This window comes from Tolypothrix sp. PCC 7712, assembly GCF_025860405.1.
Taxonomy (GTDB): Bacteria; Cyanobacteriota; Cyanobacteriia; order Cyanobacteriales; family Nostocaceae; genus Aulosira; species Aulosira diplosiphon.
In genome coordinates, this window is sequence record NZ_CP063785.1 from 7,489,594 (window position 1) to 7,509,415 (window position 19,822).

Genomic DNA, 19,822 nt, shown 5'->3' on the forward strand with positions numbered 1-19,822 from the left:
CCAGCCTGAAGGCATGGGGATTCTAGCTTCAGACAGCGATTGCTGGCGTAGCCAGTCTGACATCACCTAAGCCAACAGTCGATGCCCCGACTGCACAAATATTGCGACTAGCGTTTTCGTCTCTTCCATTAACTGACTGACAGGAAGGACAACGCCACTCTCTAACTGACAAATCAAGACTTTCTAGAATATGTTTACAATTAGAGCATGTCTTGCTACTTGGATACCACTGGTCGATAAAGACAACCAGTTTATTCTTCTTCTTGGCAACCCATTCTAGGATTTGCAGAAACTCACCAAACGCTAAGTCTGATATTTGCCTGCCCCAAAGACGTTGCATTCCTTTGAGATTTAAAGTCTCAAAACAGAGAATATCGAACCTATCTGTTAGCTCATGAGCTAATTTCCAGAACCAATCACGCCGACGGTTGGAAATATCTTCATGCTTGCGTACTAAATTCTTTCTGGCTCGTTCTCTGTTAGATGAGCCTTTTAGCTTTTTGGAATGCCGCGAACTTGCTTTTTTAATGGCGCTTAGGGATTGCTTGAAAAATTGGGGCGATTCAATTTTAGTGCCGTCTGAGCAAGTGAGGAATGTCTTTAACCCAAAATCAAAGCCAGCGATTTTACCCGTCTTAACTTCAACTTCTGAGCTACCCTCATCAACAACCAAAACCATAAATAACTCACCTAACGGGGTGCGTTTAATAGTTAGGGTTTTGACTGTTCCCTCAATTTCTCTGGACTTCCAAAACTGGTAAACTCGACTACCAATTTTTACCCTATTTCCACCCAAAAACTTATAACCTGCCTGCTTAAGGGTGAACGATTTGTATTTCTTGACCTTCTTAAATCCTGGTGGTCTTACTCCTTTGTTATTGTGTTTGAAAAACAATTGGTAAGCTTTCTCAATGCGTTGACAAATATCTTGTGCTGCTTGAGAACCTACTGATTGCCAAAAAGAATTACGCTTTCTTAATTTGGCGATATGAGCCTGAAGTTTTGCACAGTTTAAATGCTTGCCAAACATCCGGTAATACCTTTTATGTAGAGCAATGCAATGGTTATAAATCACTCCAGCAGCGTTGATTGTGCGCTTGAGGTGTCTATTCCTTTTGTGTTCGTACAATTTAAACTTCAGTGTTTTCATGCTAGTATTATACCATAAAACGACGGCAATATGACGGCATGAAGAAATTAACAGTTCGATGCTCTAATGAAGAGTATGAAACGCTTTTGAAATACTGCGAAGAAACAGATCGCACTCAAAATGACGTACTTAGAGAGATGATCCGGAAGTTGAAGAAAAGCCGTGCTAGAAGCACGGGGCTTTAGACCCAATTTTTTGGTAAACCACGACGACGGCGATCGCTTACCCACTCATTCGCCAATAATTCTATGGCTTCCCGTACCGCAACCTGGAGATTTTCCGTCACACCGTGGGCTAATTTATGACTTTGCTCTTCCAAAGTATCGTGTAATAAATCAGCCGATTCGCTATCAGGAGCCAGTGTTTCCCGCGATAGAAATGTAGCAATTTGCTCAAAACTACTTTTCTCACCCCGTCCAAAAGCCTCATCCAAATCAAAAGCCAACCACCGACCATTTGCATAGGTTTTGCGATCGCACAACAAAACCCGACTCCCCGCTAATAACATCAACCAACGGGGTGGTTCCTCGGTTTTAAAAATTTCTCCAACAGCCTTTCCCCAATCTCCCGGAAGCAATTTGTGGGTATTTTCAGCTAAGTTGGTGGGTAGTTTTGTCGGTAGCAACTGCATTTCCAAGGGGTCTTCACTCGGTATCCCATCAGGTAAACTCCCATCGGGGATACAAAAAGCACTCTCACAAATTATTAACCACGGTTGCCCAAACCGCTTTAATAGTCCCAAACTCGGCACATAAACATCCCCAGCACCAACGGGAATATCGAGTTGCTGTAAATCACCATAACCTAAAGCCTGTAACAAATACGAGTGCCAAGATTGAATATCAGCCCCTGCATTCTGTCGCTTTGACCAGTCAATTTCCTCAACAGCTTCAGCTTTAGCCTTAAAATATCGCTGTCCCAATCGTTGCAACTGTCGCGGACAAGCAGCAGCACCCGCTTCCTTCCACCCCTGGGTAAACTTCTGCGCGTCCTTAGAGAAACTGGTGTCTAGGTAATGAGATGAGTAATATTCACCAACGTTGTATACAGCGATATCCAGGGGCATTTGGGGATTGGGGATTTGAGATTATTCAGGAATTATACAAAAATAACTCAGTAGTGCGGGGCATCTTGCCTGCTTTTTGACAACATGGGGCGAGGGAATTGTTAGCGATCGCGTTTTGCCGTAAGAGTATTCCAACAAATAAATGATCCAAAATGTGTCATTGCGAATGGAGCGAAGCGGAATGAAGCAATCGCAAGAACTCGGAGATTACGCGATTGCTTCGTCGTTCCTCCTCGCAATGACAATTGGGTATTTTTTTACTTGGAACACTCTAAATTAATTGTAGGACTTATGCACTATACAAATTGACGATTATACGCGATCGCACTCAGAGCATGGCAGCGAGACTGGAAGCCGCTCCGCGTCTCTACGTCCCTCAACTCAACCTTGTATCTTAAGAATAGTAGTAGAGTGTATTGCATACAAACGAGAAGTTCTATATTCAAAACACCATCATTCGACCTCAGAAGCTGAAGATTCTCCTTTGCAGCAAGAACATTCTCACTGGAAACAGGAACATTCTCGTTTAGAACAAGAACGTTCTCACTGAAAACAAGAATACTTTAGTTTGAAACAGGAACATTCTCGTTTGCAACACGAAAGTTCGGGTTCTGAACATGAAACTTTGAGTTCAAAACAGGAAACTTGGAGCTAAAAGCTTGATTGATGAGGTTGGGAAGGTAAATTTTCCTGTTCTCATGAGAGATAATCGCGTAAATTTGCTAAATTCTCACGCACAGTCACAGTATTAGGATGATTCCCTCCTAAACTTCGCTCAAAAATATTCAAAGCTTGGAGAAACAGGGGTTCGGCTTGGTCGTACTTTCCTTGGGAATTGTAGAGATATGCCAAATTGTTGAGGCTTTGGGCGAAATGGGGATGATTATCTCCCAGCAGACGTTTATAGAGTTCTAAAGCTTGGAGAAACAGGGGTTCGGCTTGGTGGTACTTTCCTTGGGAATAGTAGAGTTTAGCCAAGTTGTTGAGACTTAAGGCGACATCGGGATGATTGTCTCCCAGCAGGCGTTGTCTGAGTTCTAACGCTTGGAGATAAAGGGGTTCGGCTTGGTCGTACTTTCCTTGGAAATAGTAGAGTAATGCCAAGTTGTTGAGGCTGGTAGCGACTGAGGGATGATTGTCTCCCAGCAGGCGTTGTTTCAGTTCTAAAGCTTGGAGATGCAGGGTTTCGGCTTGGTCGTACTTTCCTTGGGATTCGTAGAGTCCTGCCAAGTTGTTGAGGCTAGTGGCGACATCGGGATGATTGTCTCCCAGCAGGCGTTGTCTGAGTTCTAAAGCTTGGAGATACAGGGGTTCGGCTTGGTCATACTTTCCTTGGGAATAGTAGAGATGTGCCAAGTTGTTGAGGCTGCTGGCGACATGACGATGATTGTCTCCCAGTAGGCGTTTACAGAGTTCTAAAGCTTGGAGATACAGGGGTTCAGCTTGGTCGTACTTTCCTTGGGATTCATAGAGTCCTGCCAAGTTGTTGAGGCTGGCGGCGACATCGGGATGATTGTCTCCCAAGCGGTGTTGTACTGTTGATAAACACTGTTGATTCCAAGGTTCGGCTTGGGTATATAACCCTTGTCCTTCATAGAAGCGAATCAAGCCGACGAAAGTCCAAACTATATCTTCATCACTGACGTATTGAATGAGATTGTTTGCTACTTCAGCTATGTGTGCTATGGCAAGGGAAACAGTGTTAATTTCTTCAAGTATGGGAGTCCCAGGAATTTTTTTAGCAACTGCTACCATTACCTGAGAAAACGATCGCTTAAGTTCCTCTGCTTGCTCTAAACCTGTAAACTTAGATTGGAAAAATTCCCGCAGTAGGGGATGTAGTTGATAAATTCCTTCATCTTTGCGCTGGAGTAAATGCAGATTCAATAATTTATCATCCCGAATTTCCTCTAACTCGCCCTCATCTTTCTCTGTTAAGCACTGTTCTACAAAGTTCCAAGGTATGGGTGCGGCGGCAAATAAACTGAGTACACAGCCTAATAACTTATCACCCTCTGCTAATTCCTGCCAACTCAACTCAAAGGCGGCTTTTATTCCCCGTTGTGCTGTCATATCTGCTTCTGGGTTGACAGTTGCAGGTTGTTCTAGTCGCTTTTCCTTTAATCGCCCCATCATTTTCGATAGGGACAAATCCGGTTTTCGTGCCAAATATCGCCCCACCAACTCCAAACCCAAAGGCAAATACCCCAGCCATTCGCACAATTGATTTGCTACATCTAATTCTCTCTCAATTCGCTCTGGTGTTTCTGCCAGCAAAGACCGTAACAACTCCAACGCTGCATCTGGTTGTAATACATCTAAAGATAATTGCTTGATGGCTGCACCCAACTTTTTGCGCGTAGTCATTAACACTTTAAATCTGGAAGATGCGCCCTGTAGGTAAGGTCTGACTTGCTGGTAATCTGTAACATCATCCACCACCAGCAGCACATTACCCTCACGCCAATTCCGCCAGCAGTATTGTACTTGTGCAGGTAAATCAAATTCTTCTGGTGGCTTTAAATCAAGCTGAGTTCTGGCAAACCGCACCACTTGAGAGCCAAAATCCTCAACTTTCGCCTGTAACCAGCACAGTCCACCTTTGTAGTTTTCGCGCTGAGTCATGGCATATTGCAAGGCGAGTTCTGTTTTACCCAGTCCACCCATTCCCAAAATAGCCGCAATGGCTACTTGGTTATTTTCCTGCAATAGTTTGTGGAGTTCTTGCAGTTCTTCATCGCGTCCCACAAATTTCACCACCCCACTCAGGGGTAAATTTTGCGGTATTTCAGGATTTGACTTTACCCGTTCCTGTTCGGGCGACTGTAGTCAGTTGTATGTGTTGTGCTGTTCCCCAATTGTGATTTGTTGGGCAACCATTGCCCCTTTTTCAGCTTGGATACTTTCTGCTAACTTGGCAAAGTTATTCACAATTGCTGGCTGCGCTTGAATTTCTGCGGCTAATTTTTGAATTTCCTTCGCCTTGGGGGATTCATCTTGATTGATTGTGGCTTCTACTTCCCGCACCGATTGAGCAATATCGTCATCTTTATCGGCTGCGGCTTTCAACTCCAACACAGCTTGACCATAATCTAACGCCTCCTGTGTGTTTTCCTGTGACGTATTCGCCAATGACGAGGGCAGTTTATTTTTCTGGCGCAGCCGTGCGATTAACTCGTTACTTTTTTCTAATGCTGCTTCTCCCAGCTTTTCGCCTGTTTTTTCTAAAGCCTTAGTTAAAACTATAGTAGCGATCGCAGTTCCTACGGCTGTTAAGGTTACTGGTTCCATAACTTAAGAATAATAATACGAGATTATACTGATTTTTCCTCAGCATAACAGTTTCTCAACAGAGAAAAAGCGTTGCTTGATTTTTGCAGCATGGCTGACTTACAAGCTTGGTTGGAAGCAGTGGAAGATTAATTTGCCACTAAATTAACTAACTTTTTACACCTTCAATCACCATCACTAACCGAGTAATAGGCGACTCTCCAGGTAACAAGTGAGTATCCCGCCAATATTGCTGACGGTCTCTGAGATACTTATACATTTCCTCCCGTTCTGAGAGCAACTTTTTAGCAGAGGCACTATTTGGGTCAATTTCAGCTAACCGCTTATTAATTATATCCAGCCGTTTTTGACTCCACTGTTTCAGTCGCTGTTCTTCTTGCTGCAATAGGGGTTTGATTTTTTCTTGTCGTTGTTTTTCCAAATTTTGTAAATATGTCAAACTTGCTTCCACCGCAGCAGTAATAAATATTTCTCCTGCTGCAAGCTGCACTGGAGTTTGGGTATTTGCTAGCTTTTCAAACCCTGCATCAGCTAAAGTCTCTTGTAAGGGCGCAATTTCACATTTTCCCCCGCGATGGATGCGAACTGCATGGGCATCTACTACCAAAGGCGTACCAGCTTTTGATGGAACTTGTCCAATAAAACAAAATGCCAGTTCCCCTGCTTCCAGTTCCTGGGAAATCACAACAGGAGCTTCTCCTCGCGCAAATTGCATTAATAACCTTTCCACCAACCATTGCATAATGGGGTGAGTCTCGCTACACAAAAGTTCTTTCGACCAATAACCAGAAGTATTACGAGCAGCAGTAATTGCCAACTTTACCCGTTCGACATCATCTGTTAGCCGAAACTGATCGTGTTCCTGCCAAGCTTCTTGAGGAATTGCCGTTGCCCCGAAAATAATATCATTTGCCTGGGAAGACTGACCCAAACGCCGTTTCAAATCATCAGGTGCAGTTAGCGTCATCATCCGTCCTTCAACTTCAATGGGCAGATAGTCTCTATTTGATTCGCGTAATAATTTATACGCTTCTTGTAAAAACTCGAAATCTTTATAGAAGCGAATGCGGTTAGTTTGGAGAGTAAGCGAACAATTATTACTGAGTTTTTTATCTTCTTTTCCCCCTTCTGCTTTTCCTCCACCTAGCAAAAAAGCCAGCAGGTCATCATCATCCTTAGTATTACCAACTGAGATAATAGATTCTAATTCGCCAGCTTCATCCGAAACTGATTGATTTTGTACTACCTGTAGTTCCAAAATATTGCGATCGCCTTTCAACAATCCTTGTTCAGCAATATACTCTGCTTCTTTTTCTGGATCGTACAGTTTTAGCAGACTCTCCCCAGAACGGGTACTGCGGTTAATTTCCTCAACTTTATTAATTAACCGTTCAAAAATTGCCGAGTCCCCCTTAAGTAAACCAGTTTTTGTCTCCACCATCAAATACCGAATGATGGGCGATTGAGTTTGCCCAATGCGATCGACCCGCCCGTTGCGTTGAATCAGTGTAATAATCGACCAAGGTAAATCGTAGTGGATGACATGGTGACATTGGTGATGTAAGTTAATCCCCTCTGATGCTACATCGGTAGCGATCATCATCCGCACAGGTGAGGTTTTTGTGCCAAATGCCTCCACTGCCGCCATCAAATGTACATCGGGACAAGCTCCACTAATTGAAGCGATCGCCTGCTTTGCCTGGTCTTCAAACCTTTCGCTGTGTTTAAGTTTGAATTCCTTAGCAACAGCTTCTGCTAGTGCTTTTTGTGTCTCAATATATTCCGTAAAAACTAAGATACGCAGGCTACTATCCTGACCATTCCAGCCAACTTTACGCAATTGCTCAAGTAAAAGTTTGAACCGTGATGAATCTTCAAGGGAAAGTTGCTTCAAGTTTTCTTCCAGCCTTTTTAAATATGGAAGCTCTGGACTTTTAGAGTTTTCTGCCTGGATTTTTTTAACTCGTTTTGCAACTGTACTCCGACAAGATTCTGGACTAGAAAGAAACTGTTTATACAATCCATACTGAATTAAACGCTGGTTTCGCCAATCAGAATATTGCCCTGCTTCCTTCGCTATTTGAGCTGCTTGTCGAAGTTCTCCCAAAATACTGTAAGCCGCTTCCTCTCCATCGGTCGCTTGTATCGCAGTTTCCCCAATTGGCACAACCACTCGGTCAGTAAGTTCCTGTCCAATTTGGCTGCGGACATCTTCCTTAAACCGCATTAAATAAAAACCGCGAATATCTTCTGCATCATACTCGCGGTGACGGGGGTCGGGAATTGCAGAAGGGTCAAGTAAAGAAATTAAACGCCCAAAGGTTTCTCGCTTGCCATTGTGGGGAGTTGCGGTTGTCAACAACATTGTATCCGCCCGTCTTGACAGCAATCTTGCCAACCGATGCGCCTGATGGTTTTCGGGAACGCTAGCGCCAGCAACGTTGTGCGCTTCATCAATGACCACCACATCCCAATGGGCGGACTCCAAAAAGTGGCGATAACGTCCCGCATCTTTGAGAGTATCAATGCTAATTATGACCCGATGGTAAATTTCAAAAGGATTTTTATTCGTGGGAATACGCAACCTTAACTTAGCAATACCCTGGGAATCCAAACGCACAAGAGGAATCGAAAAACGGTTCCAAAGCTCTGCTTGGAACTGAGTCAACATCGATTTTTTCGATAAAACCAAAATGCGATCGCCTCGTCCCCGGCGCATTAATTCGGTTAAAATCATGCCGACCTGGATTGTTTTCCCCAAACCAACAGCATCAGCAAGTAATAATCGAGGACGAAGTTGTTCCAATGCACGTCGTACAGATGTTACCTGAAAGGACATCGGGTCAAATGCACCTAAACCGACCAAATCAGGTTCCTCACCAGCTGCTGGCATCTGTCTCAATTGGGCTTCCAGGAATAGTTTTGCACGACGAAAACCATTTGAATTATCTGCAACCAGCTTAGTTTTGCGCGGATTAACTGCCTCAATTCGATCTAGCTGCGTCAAAAAAATCGACTGATGTCCTCGAACCAAATCATCAACCCCAACGACATGTACTGCATATTCCGTGCCAGCATCGTTAGACGCTTCAACGCGCTGCACAAGCCATTCCGCATCACGACACAGTATTCGCATTCCGGGGGCAAGGGTAAGGACACTGGGCATCGGGTATGAGTCCTGAATATTAGGCAAAACTCATTAATTATACTAGGCGTAGAATCAAGATTAAATATTTTCCAGCCTTCTTTATATGCAAACTTTCTAAGACATAAAAAGAACCTAAAATTCCGGCACGAACAACTCTTTTCTTGCCCCCGCATAATGCTCGTAAATCATCTTGGCACTCGTACCGACTAACTTGGCGATGTCCTTGGCATCCAACATCCTCATTCCCCCATCGGGCATCAAAATTGGTGTTTCCAGTGCTGCGGTAATAAAGGTATGTCTGGTTTGATACAAATTACGGTATTCAATATTACTATCCAATCTTTTCAATACCGAATTCCATGCCCTGTTGTTGAGATTATGGGTATCAATCCATCCTCCTTTCGGTGCTGGAAACACTTTGTCTTCCCCCGTCACACCTTCTGGCTTAATGGATTGTAACAGCCCTGCCAACTTCGGATTTATGGGAAAAGACCGCTTTTTCTGCGTTTTTAACCCCTTTTTACAAACCAAGCCATTTTCTGACTCCACCACAGCCTGCTCAAAGCGAATTGTCCGAAAATCATCTGTGATATGTTTCCACTGCAAAGCCACCGCTTCGGATGGTCTACAGCCAGTCATAAACAGGAATTCAATGAAAGGGGCATAGTATTTGTAATGGCGATCGCTCTTAAAAGTCTGAATGATTTTATCCCGTTCTGCCAAGGAAAAAGGGTCAATATCCGTATCCTCCGACTCACCTTTGGGAACCCGAATATCGGCAGCCATCCCCACAAACGGATTATTGGTAATTAGTTGAGATTTCACAGCCCAATTGCAACAGGCATTTATTTGCGTCAAAATACGTTTTGCAGAATTGGCCGTTTTATTCGCCACCAACCAGTCTCTAATTGCAACTGCATCGTCAATAGACTTCTTTGGCAGGTACAAATTAAGACAACGGTCAACTTTCTGATAATCCTTTGCCAGGGTACTTGGAGAAGCATTTGGTCGCTTAAATTCTACATATTTCTCCCACAACTGGGGAAGGGTTGGTTGGGACTTTTGCGATGGTGTACCTGCTTGAGCCTTACGGACAGAACCTTCGGGGGTATATTTGCTTAAATCCTTGGGTCAAACCGCTCGCACAAAATATCTTTTTCGATTTCTGAGGCTTTGAGTTGGGCTAGCTTCCAATGTTGTGGTGTGTCAGGATAGCCCGTGGAAATATAATGACGCTTGCCAGCAAAATGGAAGCGCAGCTGAATGCGTCCATTGGAAAGAATGGCTGTGACAGAACCCTTGGAAGCCCTGCCAGTTGGGGTTTTCGTTTTCATGGGGTATCTGGTGTAAGCTACATTCTAGTCTACACAAGGATTACACCATCTTTACACCATTTTTTTCGCTAAATTGACCTAAACATACCCAATAATTTGATTACAGCTTTTTTTACTAAACCTCCAAAACCCTTGCTCTGTGGGAGAAATCTAGATTTTGGAGTAATGCCAGGAACCAGACTTGAACTGGTGACACGAGGATTTTCAGTCCGAGGACTATTTAGTATCTGCAAGGGTTTTGAGTAATAAAACCTTTATTACACCCAATTTACACCCAATTTCTCCTACTATTGGTCTGTGCTTGTCTGGTTTTAATCGGGTTCTTAACGATTTCGATCAGGCTGGAAAGCCTAAGATTTTCAATATAAAGATAATTCTTGACTAATTCTATATGAAGCAAGGCTATATTCCCTGATAGACTTCAGCCTGTGGCTACTCGAACAAAGTCTGCTTACGCTTCGCAATGGCTTTGCTAAATGCAAGCTAGTTAGACGTATCTTGATCAAGAACCGATATTAGAAGGTGAATTCCTAACCTTGTCTTCTTCGCTAGATAAATTTATATCGAAATTTTGTCAGGGAGAAGAATAGCATAATTTAGCTCAACTGCTTGAAAACTCCACCGACCTAGCTAATAGAGTCTGTAGTTGCCTAAATACCCAACTACTTTACACTTCTTTACAATATTAGCCAAAAAATCCATTAATAATTGACCCCGTATAAGCTGAGTTAGTGTACAAAAAGCTCCAAATTGCAACGTTAATTGCCATTGTGAGCATGATTATTCATCTAATATGGAGACAAAAATTCTTCTTATATGGGCAATTCCAAACCTCAAGACTATCAGTTTGTTACTAAGCAGGTAATGTCTGAAGTAACTGGTTTATCAAGTAACACTTTGAAGAAATATAGACTTCAGGGAAAATTGCAGAGGGATATTCATTGGATCACCCTTAACTCAAGAGTTGTGAGATATAACATTACCCTTGTGTTGGATTGGGTACAGAACCACATTAGTAATCCTAAAGCCCACTTGAGAGCCATTGAAAATTATTTGGCTGACTTACCTTCTAACCAACCAAAAAGAAGACGCAATAGTTCTAAGCAGAGATGATTGAGTCTCTAAAACAATTCTGCTGCTCCGAGGAACCGAGATAATTATTCGGATAAGCAACGCCAGAAATTCTTCTCACGATCCTCAATAAGGACGTAAAAATACTTGCTACTCAAGTAGATATTGACTACCTGTTCTGTTTGCACAAAAAAAGCCATTAGTCAGCAATCATTGCTCTACTTATGGCTCTCGTAAAATTTTTTTCTAAAGTATGAGTATAGCAAATAATGAAGATTTTAGGAACAAGGTTGTTCCTAATTTATCTATGTCCTCTTCATCCGAAGCAACTTCATCCTATATATGTGCTAGGCATTTAGAAGAGTGGGTGAATGGCAGCGGAGTCTCAGAAGAAATTACCCGCCTCAATGTTAAAACACTCGAAGATAATGAGGAAATAGCACAGCATTTAGACTGGAAAAAATATAAGCACACTGCTGGTTGGTGGTGTAGTGGCATCAATCCCAGGAATGGATTACCGATGGGAAAAATGCATGGACAGTTCAAGCCAAATGAACCGTTAAAGTTGGGATCATCAGATAAGTCAAAGCCAGCTAAGTATATCTCCAGCAAAGCTCAACATGATGCTATCTGCTTGGACACAGGAAATCGCAATTATTGGTCAGAAATAATTGGCAATGTTTCTATACCAATTTTTGTCACAGAAGGATGCAAGAAAGCTGGAGCAGGACTTACAAATGGATACCCCACGCTTGCATTATGTGGAGTAGACATGGGATTAGATGATGGCACATTAGTTAGCCATTTAGAACTATTTGCAAACCCAGAAAGAAATATTTACCTATGCTTTGATGCAGATATCGTTCGCAAGACTCCTGTGAGGAAAGCATTAATCCGATTAGCTAACGTGCTATGCCAGCAGAAATGTATAGTTCGCGTAGTTATTTGGGAAGAAACTAGAGGTAAGGGAATGGATGATTTTTTGGTGACTAATGGTAAAGCAGCATTTGATGTGGAAATTGCGAAAGCACAAGATATTCATGAATTTAAAAGGCAAACTGTAGGCGATCAAGCTAGCAAATCTCAAAAAGGTAAAAATAATTTGCCAGCGCATTCAGTAGCTGCAGAAATAATTGCTTCTCAAGTAACGAACTTAAAATTTGACTCCAAAATTAGCCGATGGACGCAATATCAAAATGGTTATTGGAGCATAGCTATCAAAGAATCAGTCCTTCAACGAATAGTTCAGAAACTGAAAGAAATTTATCCTGATATAGGTTTCAGCGCCAGCTATCCAGAGGGAGTCATAAAAATGTTGATACCGGAACTTTTGTTTGATGCGTGGAATGAGCAACCTAAAGATTTACTTCCCTTTAAGAATGGAGTCTTGGATTTGAAGTCAAAACAAATGATGCCTCATTCACCGGATTATTATTTCCGTAGTATTCTCGATCGCGAACATGATGTCTGCGCTACAGATTGGAACGTAATTGAAGAGTGGATGGACTTCGTATTTGACAATAATCATGACCAAAAGCGCTTACTATTATGCTGGTATGCAGCAGTATTAAGGGGGATGTGGAAACTGCACAGATTTGCCTTAATTACTGGGTTAGGGGGAACTGGTAAATCTACAGCTATGAAACTAGCAACAGAATTAGTTGGCAAACGTTTTAGCCATAGTGTTACTCTTTCATCTCTAAACAACCATCAATTCCAAGCAGGGAACATTTATGGCAAACGATTAGTATGTATCAACGATGCTGATGACTATCGAGGGAACATAGAAATACTCAAAAATATTACTGGCGGAGATGAGATTACTATCGAGCATAAATATGAGATGCCTTTCACAGCAACTTATACAGGAATGGTAATGATCACTGCTAATCACCTTGTCTTTAATGCGAGTGATTCAGGATTGGATCGACGTATGATTATTTTTAAGTTCAACCGTCCAGTTCCAAAAGTTGACCCTGATTTTTCAGCAAGTCTTTCTGCACAGATCTCTGGTTTTACTAATTATCTACTTAGTATTCCAGAAGAAGAAATTAATCAGACTTTGATTTACAAGGTTGATGAAAGTGGAATGATAGGTGAGAATGAATTGGAGTTTTTACTACAAACTAATTCTGTTGCTGACTGGTTGAATAATAACTATGTCTACGATCGCAATAATCAAATTCCTATTGGGAAAGACAAAGACCGAACAGATCAACTCTATGGTGATTATTGCAGTTACTGCTACAAAACCAGGTCTAAAATGCTTACTAACAAGCAGTTCAGCCCAGAGATTATCCGTCTAGGAAGAGAAAAACTGGAGAAAGTGAAAACTAGTAGCGGTTTCGTAATTCGTGGGCTTAAACGTGATGATTCGGGAGGAGTAGTCGAAGCTATCATTCGCGAATCTTATTCCAAATAAACTTGTCTTTCTCACCCTGCATACCCTTCACTCCCTGCATTCAGTCCTTGAAAAGCTTATTATGCTAGGACTTAATGAATGCAGGGTCTTTAGGGTGAATGCAGTGAGGACATAACCAAACTGCATCACCCTACAAATTAGTTAAGTTAAAGCTTTCAGCTATCATCAATCACTTCAATGCAGGATGTGGAGGGTGAAAATGAAAAAGGTTTAGTCCTTCAACTTAGTAAGTTTGTCCATTAATAATATTGCTTGATGTAAGCATAAGCCTTTTCAAAAAGTTCTTTATCTTGGTGCAGAGCATATTTAAATAGGGTTTTCCGTAAGGCTTGCTTGACTTCCCGTTCCCCAGCACTGGTTTTCTGCCAACCAGGGAAGCGTACTAAGCGTAATATTTCGTCAATATCATTAACAATTCGCTCCACCATTTTGGGCGTTTGCTCATTACGGACTTCCAAAAATAGCTCTGTCAACGCTGCCTTACCCCGGTCTTCATCTTCCTCTGGCGGTGTGTCTTTTTCTGCTTGCACCAAGTCACGGGCTAAGTCAAGCAAATCCTTTAGGAAGGCTACACTATGAATTTGTCCTTGTTCATGGCGTTCTTTCAAAGCTTCTAGACGCTCTGATAAAGCTCGAAAGCAGGGATTATCAATATGTTGGCGAAGTCTTCTAGCAACTTTAATCTCAATTTCCTTGGCTTTGTTCTTGGGATCTGCGGAATTTAGCACCACCTCTAATAATTCGGCATCCAGGACGATTTCTTCGAGGTCATCACGCACTGCTTCCACACGGACGTTTTGATGAATTAGCTCAATGGTTTTAGCTCCAAGTGCGTGCCAGAGCAGTTTACCCATGCCAGTTGTCGGTTGAACTGAAATGTAAACCTGGGAAAGCCACTTGTAATCAGTTTCATAGTTGACAAGTATGGGATCTGGTGATACTGCTTCCCATAAATTAGCCAGGTAACTGTAATCGGCAGCGAAGTTATCACGCACATCATTGTTGGGTAAACAATCCTGCGCGGCAATTAGTCCTTCATAACCACTAAGGGTACGATCTACTCCTGGGAAATATGCTAGACATTTCTGGACTGCACCAGGAAGTTCGTTCTTTAAGGCACTAATTCCAGAAACAACCTGCTGGAAGCCTTGCTCGTCAAAGTCTAAAGCTTGAGCGACATCATCAAATACGCCAAGATAATCTACTACCAAACCGTGTGTTTTTTTATTGCCGTAGGTGCGATTAGTACGGCAGATGGCTTGGAGTAAGGTATGTGCCTTCAGTGGCTTGTCTAGGTACATCGCCTGAAGGATCGGTGCGTCAAATCCTGTGAGTAATTTTGCGGTGACAACCAGAATTTTTAGTGGATCGTTGGCATCACGGAACCGATCTAAAAGTTTTTCTTCTTGATCGCGACTACGTAGATAAGGTTTTAATCGCTCATCTTTCCCTGTGGCGGAAATAACTATTTCGCTGGCTTCTGGGGGCAGATGTTTATCCAGTTCTGCTTTATATAAAAGACAGCATTCTTGATCGTAGGTAACGACCGGGTGAACGAAAAAAGGTGTGGGGAAGAGCTTAGTTAGCGTACATCATACGCTAACTAAGCTCTGACTCATATAGATGTTAACTCTTATGAGAGTATGAATTATTTTTGAAATCTTGCCGCTTCTTCAACTAGGTCATTGAGTCCTAGTTCTAATGTATGAAGCACCTGGTTTAACGCTTCGATTTTTGTCCGATTTTTCATCATCTCAACTGCCTTTAAAAAAGCAGGACTACCTGCTTTACCAATATATTGATGACAACTTTTGCTACCATTTTTGGTAACAAAGATAGGTTCTCCTGATTGCCACTTGTAATACCAATAAGCGCCACCCTTACCTTTGGCGCGGTAACGAACAATCCAACAACTATTAGCAGCTACATCACTCTTAAGAAGAGTAGAGATTTCTTGGTTGATTTCTTCTCTTTTGGCTTGTAATTGTTCTATTCTATGTGCTAAATCTGAAAGATTCTGTTCTCTTGTTTTGACCACTATGTAAGTACTAACTTCAAAGGACAAGTTTTATCGTAAACTTTACGCTACCTGACTGTAATTGTAAGATTTGGATGACCAAAAATTTGACCATCGAGTTGAATTACTTAAATATGCTGCCCTTAATGCCATAACTCCTTCAGCTCCAAATAAAGACCAATGCATTCCCGCTTGTTTTAATCTTTGTGTAACCACACGCCGATTGGAGCTTTCAACCACTCCCGAACCAATCATTAAACCAGCTTTTAAATAAGAGTGATAATCAATCCGACTCTGATTATTAGTTAAATAACGCTCTAAATCGGTAATAGCTCCCTTTAAATCTTTCTTCTTTTTGGGGAATTGATGACAATTTTCAATTACTGTATTCCATTGTGATTTTTTTAGTAATTGTTGTTGAGTTTTTACCCAATCCAATTGATAGTCTTCGTTATTTGGATACGCTGCTTTCGCTACTGCCCACACATATTCCGAGAGATGAAAAAAGTCGAGAATTTCCACCGAACCTGGAAATTGTTCTGATGCCATCGACCAAATCCAATGTGCGCCATCACCAATTACTACGGTTTTTGTGGGTTTTGTACCTGCTACTTGATTATATAACTGGGATACTCTCTGAGTAAATTCTGGTCGAGATTTTAAAGTAGCTACATATTCCCGAGTACGTATAACACCTCTTTTTTTACCAACTTTTTGATGGTCTTTACTCCAGAAAATTACACCAACTTTTGCTTCTTTATATCCTTGTTTTTGATTCAAGGGAGTCATGACTCCATCAACTCCCACATATAATAAATCTGGTGGTTCCTGCTCTTGATTGGGAATTCCAAACTGTGAAGAAGTGTCTTGCTCACATCGAACCTGAAACTCTTGTGTTTGTAGTTGATTTCCTGTCTTTTCTACTTGATTAGCTAAGGTTTTTTGTGTCAAATCTAGTCTTGTCCATTTTTGAAACAAGGAGTGAGAATTTGGAAATTCACTACTAACTCCCAAGGCACAGGCTAATTCTAATACCATTGGTAGCCATTTATCTTTTGGTAGTCCTAACTCTTCATCAACTTTGACTTTAATACCATCTGTTGTCTCATAAGCTCTACGTACAACAACCATTTCACCTAATGGAGTGTAATATCTTTTTTCTCGTTTAGTTCTCGGATGTGAGTATTCGGCTTCTTTTTCTTCAATTAAGGCTTGGAATAAGCTTTGTTGCACAAAGTTCCCTAATTTTAGCCACATATTGTAAAATTCGCCCACAAATTCTTCTAAATGGTGACACTCCGGTAAGTCCTGGAGTGTGTCATTGATGTGAGACAGAATTGATTGGTGGTTGTTCATGGGAAGTTTGGTTTTATGGCATCTCAGATATGTTAGCGGAATTTGTCCGCTAACTCCTCTCCCACACTTTTTTTCGTTCACCCGTAACGACCATGCCTTTAAAGCCATTGGGAGCAACTTTTTGTTGGTAATGTTCAGCAATGTCGGCACAAATGTTGGTAATCCGGTCTGGGACTTTCACCAGCACTGCCATTTTAGAAACTGCTTTGGCGAGGGTTTCTTTATCTAAATCTGATAACCCACCTGTTAATTCTGCATAAGCTTGGTCGATCGCATCTTTGTCAATATGCAGTTCTACCAGACGTGGCTCAAAATGCAGGGGAAGTGTTGCTCCGTCGCGGATTGATTCTTTAAAACCATAGCGACTCATGTAACCGCGCTCATCTTCTTCTGCGCCAAAGGCATAAAAGGTATTGCGATCGCTTTGATTAATTGGCGTACCTGTAAAGCCAAACAGAAAAGCGTTCGGTAATGCTGCTCGCATTTTCAAGCCTAAGCCACCTTCCTGAGTACGGTGTGCTTCATCTACAAGCACGATAATATTTTCACGGGGATTAAGAATACCTTGTGCTTCCCCAAATCTAAATATAGTAGTAATGATAATTTTGCGTGTGTCCTGCTTCAGCAACCTTTCTAACTCTGCACGGGTTTCGGCTTTTATTAAGTTGGGAATATCTGAAGCGTGGAAGGTGGCGCTAATTTGGGCATCTAAATCAATGCGATCTACGACAATCAGCACTGTTGGGTTACGCAGTTGCGATCGCAAGCGCATTTTTTGAGCTGCAAACACCATTAACAGGGATTTACCTGAGCCTTGGAAATGCCAAATTAACCCTTTCTTGGGTCTACCTGCCAGCACACGGTTAACAATCAGGTTGACAGCTTCGTATTGTTGATAGCGGCAGATAATTTTGATGCGACGCTTTTTGTTGTCAGTAGCAAATAATGTGAAGTGATTCAGGATATCCAGGACAACTGCGGGACTAAGTAGAGAAGCAATCGTATGTTTGAGGGCAGCGAGGCTAGCGGGGGGTGTGTCATCATCCAGTCGCCAAGGACCCCACAAGTCGATAGGCATACGGATCGAACCGTAGCGTAATTCTTTGCCTTCTGTGGCTACACTGAAGACGTTACAGGCAAACAATTCTGGGACATTTTTCTCATAGTCGTCATGTACCTGTAAGGCTCCATCTACCCAGCTTACTGCTTTCCTCACCGGGGTTTTAGCTTCTATCAGGACAAGGGGAAAGCCATTAACTAGCAGCACTAAATCGGCGCGGCGTTCTTCTGCCCCGGCACGGTAGGAGTATTGGGTTGTGAGAATATATTGATTATTTTCTAGGTTGTCAAAGTCGATGAGGCGGACACTGGTGTGTTCGTGGTTGAGTCCAAAGGGCATCGTGCGATCGCCACGCATCCAAGTTGTAAATTCTTCGTTGGCGCGGATGAGTCCATCACTGCGGACTGACAGCACAATTGCCCGTAAGCGGTAGAGAACTTCTTCTGCTCGGTTAGTGTTGGCGGCGATTTCTGGGTTGAGGCGGATTAAAGCTTCACGGACAAAAGTTTCAACGAAAACTTCTTGAGATTGGCGGGGGATATTTCCTGCAGGAAAGTAGTGCCAACCGACACCGTTGATATTTCTATTTTTGCGTGATAAGCCAGGTTGAGGTAGTGCGGTTTGGATAATTTTACCGCAGAGGATATCACGGACAAAAGCTTCGACGGTGTTGGATTCGTTGAACATCACATTTTCAGAATTTCATTTAATGTATATTTTTTTATATATTTAGCTGATTCTATTCTTTGATTTAACTTGCTAATTGTCTGTACAGCATTTAATAAAATTTTGACTATTTCTTTTTGAATATTTATATCAATTAAAGGAAATTGCATTGCTGCAAATCGCTGCACACCTAAGTGAGCTATTGATGTAGTCTGCTTTGCTATTTGTACGAAACGACCAGTGTATTGGCTGTACTGGAAATAGTAATGAGCATATTCTGGTATTACTGTCTGTGCTGGTCGAAAACGAATTAGTGTATTTTGAAAGCAACAATTCTCAACATCATTTCTATAAATTGCACTTCGTCCAACTAACTCCCTACTTTGACCTTCATTTAATAAAATGTCACCTCTAGACAATTTGAATGTTTCAAATTCAACATCAGAGAAATCCATCTCGTAGACTTCTTTAATATCAATGTACCCATCAAATACATTAGCGACACGCAGGTATGGTCGTGAGAATAGACCTGTTTTGTATTTCGGTGAGAGTTGCCGTCCCATCAAAACACTTCCAGCTTGTTCTACTTTAATGCGATTGCAATCGGTAGTAATTCCTAATAGCGGCAATTCAATTGAACCTGATGACATTAAGTTATTAAAAATATTGATCAATAATGACTTACGCAATTTTTCGGCTAAATCTCTAGCTAATTTAAGCTCGTTGTTAGTTTTTTCAACTGTATTAATTAACTTAGTTATGCGCTTTTGCTCCTCTAGGGGCGGCAGAAAAAACTCAAAATTCGCAAGACTTGCCCAGTTTGTTCGCGGAGATAATGACCCTGCTGAAGTACCTACAGCATATTCAGAAAACCTCTCCGTCTGGCAAATAAATGGTAGAAGTTCAGAAAGTAGCACTTTTGGATTAGCACTCTCAAACACATAAATATCACCAGAGCAAACCCCCTCGAAATCGGCAACAGCAACTTTTCGTTGATAGGCTCGACGCTTACCAAATAAAACCTGTCGGGGCTTAAATTTGCTAGTAAAAGTTGTTCCCTCAGCTACAAGACCCCAACGCCGAATGCGTAAATCATCAGGGTCAATATGCTCAAGTCCCACGTATCGCTCAATACCTTCTGCTTCTGGGTTAGTAGCACGGTCTTTGCTGAGGCGTACAACATCCCCAAACTTTACCAATTTCCACCCTGCTTTTAAAGTGTCAGCTTGTATCATATTGTA

At 42.0% G+C, this 19,822-nt stretch carries 14 protein-coding genes; 2 read left to right on the top strand and 12 right to left on the bottom strand.

What is annotated here, in order from left to right:
• Positions 1-28: 28 nt before the first annotated feature.
• Positions 29-1,150, bottom strand: coding sequence for an RNA-guided endonuclease InsQ/TnpB family protein (locus HGR01_RS30455; RefSeq protein ID WP_045867859.1), 1,122 nt, complete (start codon positions 1,148-1,150; stop codon positions 29-31).
• A gap of 38 nt (positions 1,151-1,188) precedes the next feature.
• Between HGR01_RS30455 and HGR01_RS30460 the strand changes: the two genes are divergently transcribed.
• Positions 1,189-1,335, top strand: a complete 147-nt coding sequence (locus HGR01_RS30460; RefSeq protein WP_045868487.1) for a ribbon-helix-helix protein, CopG family — start codon at positions 1,189-1,191, stop codon at positions 1,333-1,335.
• Here the strand turns inward: HGR01_RS30460 and HGR01_RS30465 are convergent.
• The 6 genes from HGR01_RS30465 to HGR01_RS30490 all read right to left on the bottom strand — a co-directional run bounded on the left by HGR01_RS30465 (position 1,332) and on the right by HGR01_RS30490 (position 9,989).
• Positions 1,332-2,216, bottom strand: a complete 885-nt coding sequence (locus HGR01_RS30465) for a hypothetical protein (RefSeq protein ID WP_045868486.1) — start codon at positions 2,214-2,216, stop codon at positions 1,332-1,334. The two genes, HGR01_RS30460 and HGR01_RS30465, sit on opposite strands and share 4 nt — an antisense overlap.
• A gap of 696 nt (positions 2,217-2,912) precedes the next feature.
• A complete protein-coding gene (locus tag HGR01_RS30470) occupies positions 2,913-4,964 on the bottom strand; it encodes a tetratricopeptide repeat protein (RefSeq protein ID WP_235623010.1) in 2,052 nt (683 codons plus the stop codon).
• 81 nt (positions 4,965-5,045) lie between these two features.
• Complete coding sequence (locus HGR01_RS30475; RefSeq protein WP_045868484.1) at positions 5,046-5,507, bottom strand: hypothetical protein; 462 nt, start codon at positions 5,505-5,507, stop codon at positions 5,046-5,048.
• Positions 5,508-5,655: 148 nt separating this feature from the next.
• On the bottom strand, positions 5,656-8,673 hold the full coding sequence (locus HGR01_RS30480; RefSeq protein ID WP_210403061.1) for a DEAD/DEAH box helicase: 3,018 nt from the start codon (positions 8,671-8,673) through the stop codon (positions 5,656-5,658).
• 114 nt (positions 8,674-8,787) lie between these two features.
• Complete coding sequence (gene xerC / locus HGR01_RS30485) at positions 8,788-9,549, bottom strand: tyrosine recombinase XerC (RefSeq protein WP_235623009.1); 762 nt, start codon at positions 9,547-9,549, stop codon at positions 8,788-8,790.
• 224 nt (positions 9,550-9,773) lie between these two features.
• On the bottom strand, positions 9,774-9,989 hold the full coding sequence (locus HGR01_RS30490; RefSeq protein ID WP_228045711.1) for an Arm DNA-binding domain-containing protein: 216 nt from the start codon (positions 9,987-9,989) through the stop codon (positions 9,774-9,776).
• A gap of 1,378 nt (positions 9,990-11,367) precedes the next feature.
• Between HGR01_RS30490 and HGR01_RS30495 the strand changes: the two genes are divergently transcribed.
• A complete protein-coding gene (locus HGR01_RS30495) occupies positions 11,368-13,482 on the top strand; it encodes a phage/plasmid primase, P4 family (protein ID WP_045868482.1) in 2,115 nt (704 codons plus the stop codon).
• A gap of 239 nt (positions 13,483-13,721) precedes the next feature.
• Here HGR01_RS30495 and HGR01_RS30500 read toward each other — a convergent pair whose 3' ends face one another.
• From HGR01_RS30500 to HGR01_RS30520, 5 genes are all read right to left on the bottom strand, one after another.
• Positions 13,722-14,984: a UvrB domain 3-containing protein gene (locus HGR01_RS30500; RefSeq protein WP_413777626.1), complete on the bottom strand. Its 1,263-nt coding sequence runs from the start codon at positions 14,982-14,984 to the stop codon at positions 13,722-13,724.
• A gap of 146 nt (positions 14,985-15,130) precedes the next feature.
• Positions 15,131-15,520 carry a hypothetical protein gene (locus HGR01_RS30505; protein ID WP_045868481.1) on the bottom strand — a complete coding sequence of 130 codons (390 nt, stop codon included), beginning with the start codon at positions 15,518-15,520 and terminating at the stop codon, positions 15,131-15,133.
• 42 nt (positions 15,521-15,562) lie between these two features.
• Positions 15,563-16,855, bottom strand: a complete 1,293-nt coding sequence (locus HGR01_RS30510) for an ISKra4 family transposase (protein ID WP_081583904.1) — start codon at positions 16,853-16,855, stop codon at positions 15,563-15,565.
• Between the two features lie 49 nt (positions 16,856-16,904).
• Entirely contained in the window at positions 16,905-18,602 is a 1,698-nt protein-coding gene (locus HGR01_RS30515; RefSeq protein WP_228045642.1) for a type I restriction endonuclease subunit R, read from the bottom strand.
• On the bottom strand, positions 18,602-19,816 hold the full coding sequence (locus tag HGR01_RS30520; RefSeq protein WP_045868480.1) for a restriction endonuclease subunit S: 1,215 nt from the start codon (positions 19,814-19,816) through the stop codon (positions 18,602-18,604). The genes HGR01_RS30515 and HGR01_RS30520 overlap by 1 nt, the downstream gene beginning before the upstream one ends.
• Between the last annotated feature and the right edge of the window lie 6 nt (positions 19,817-19,822).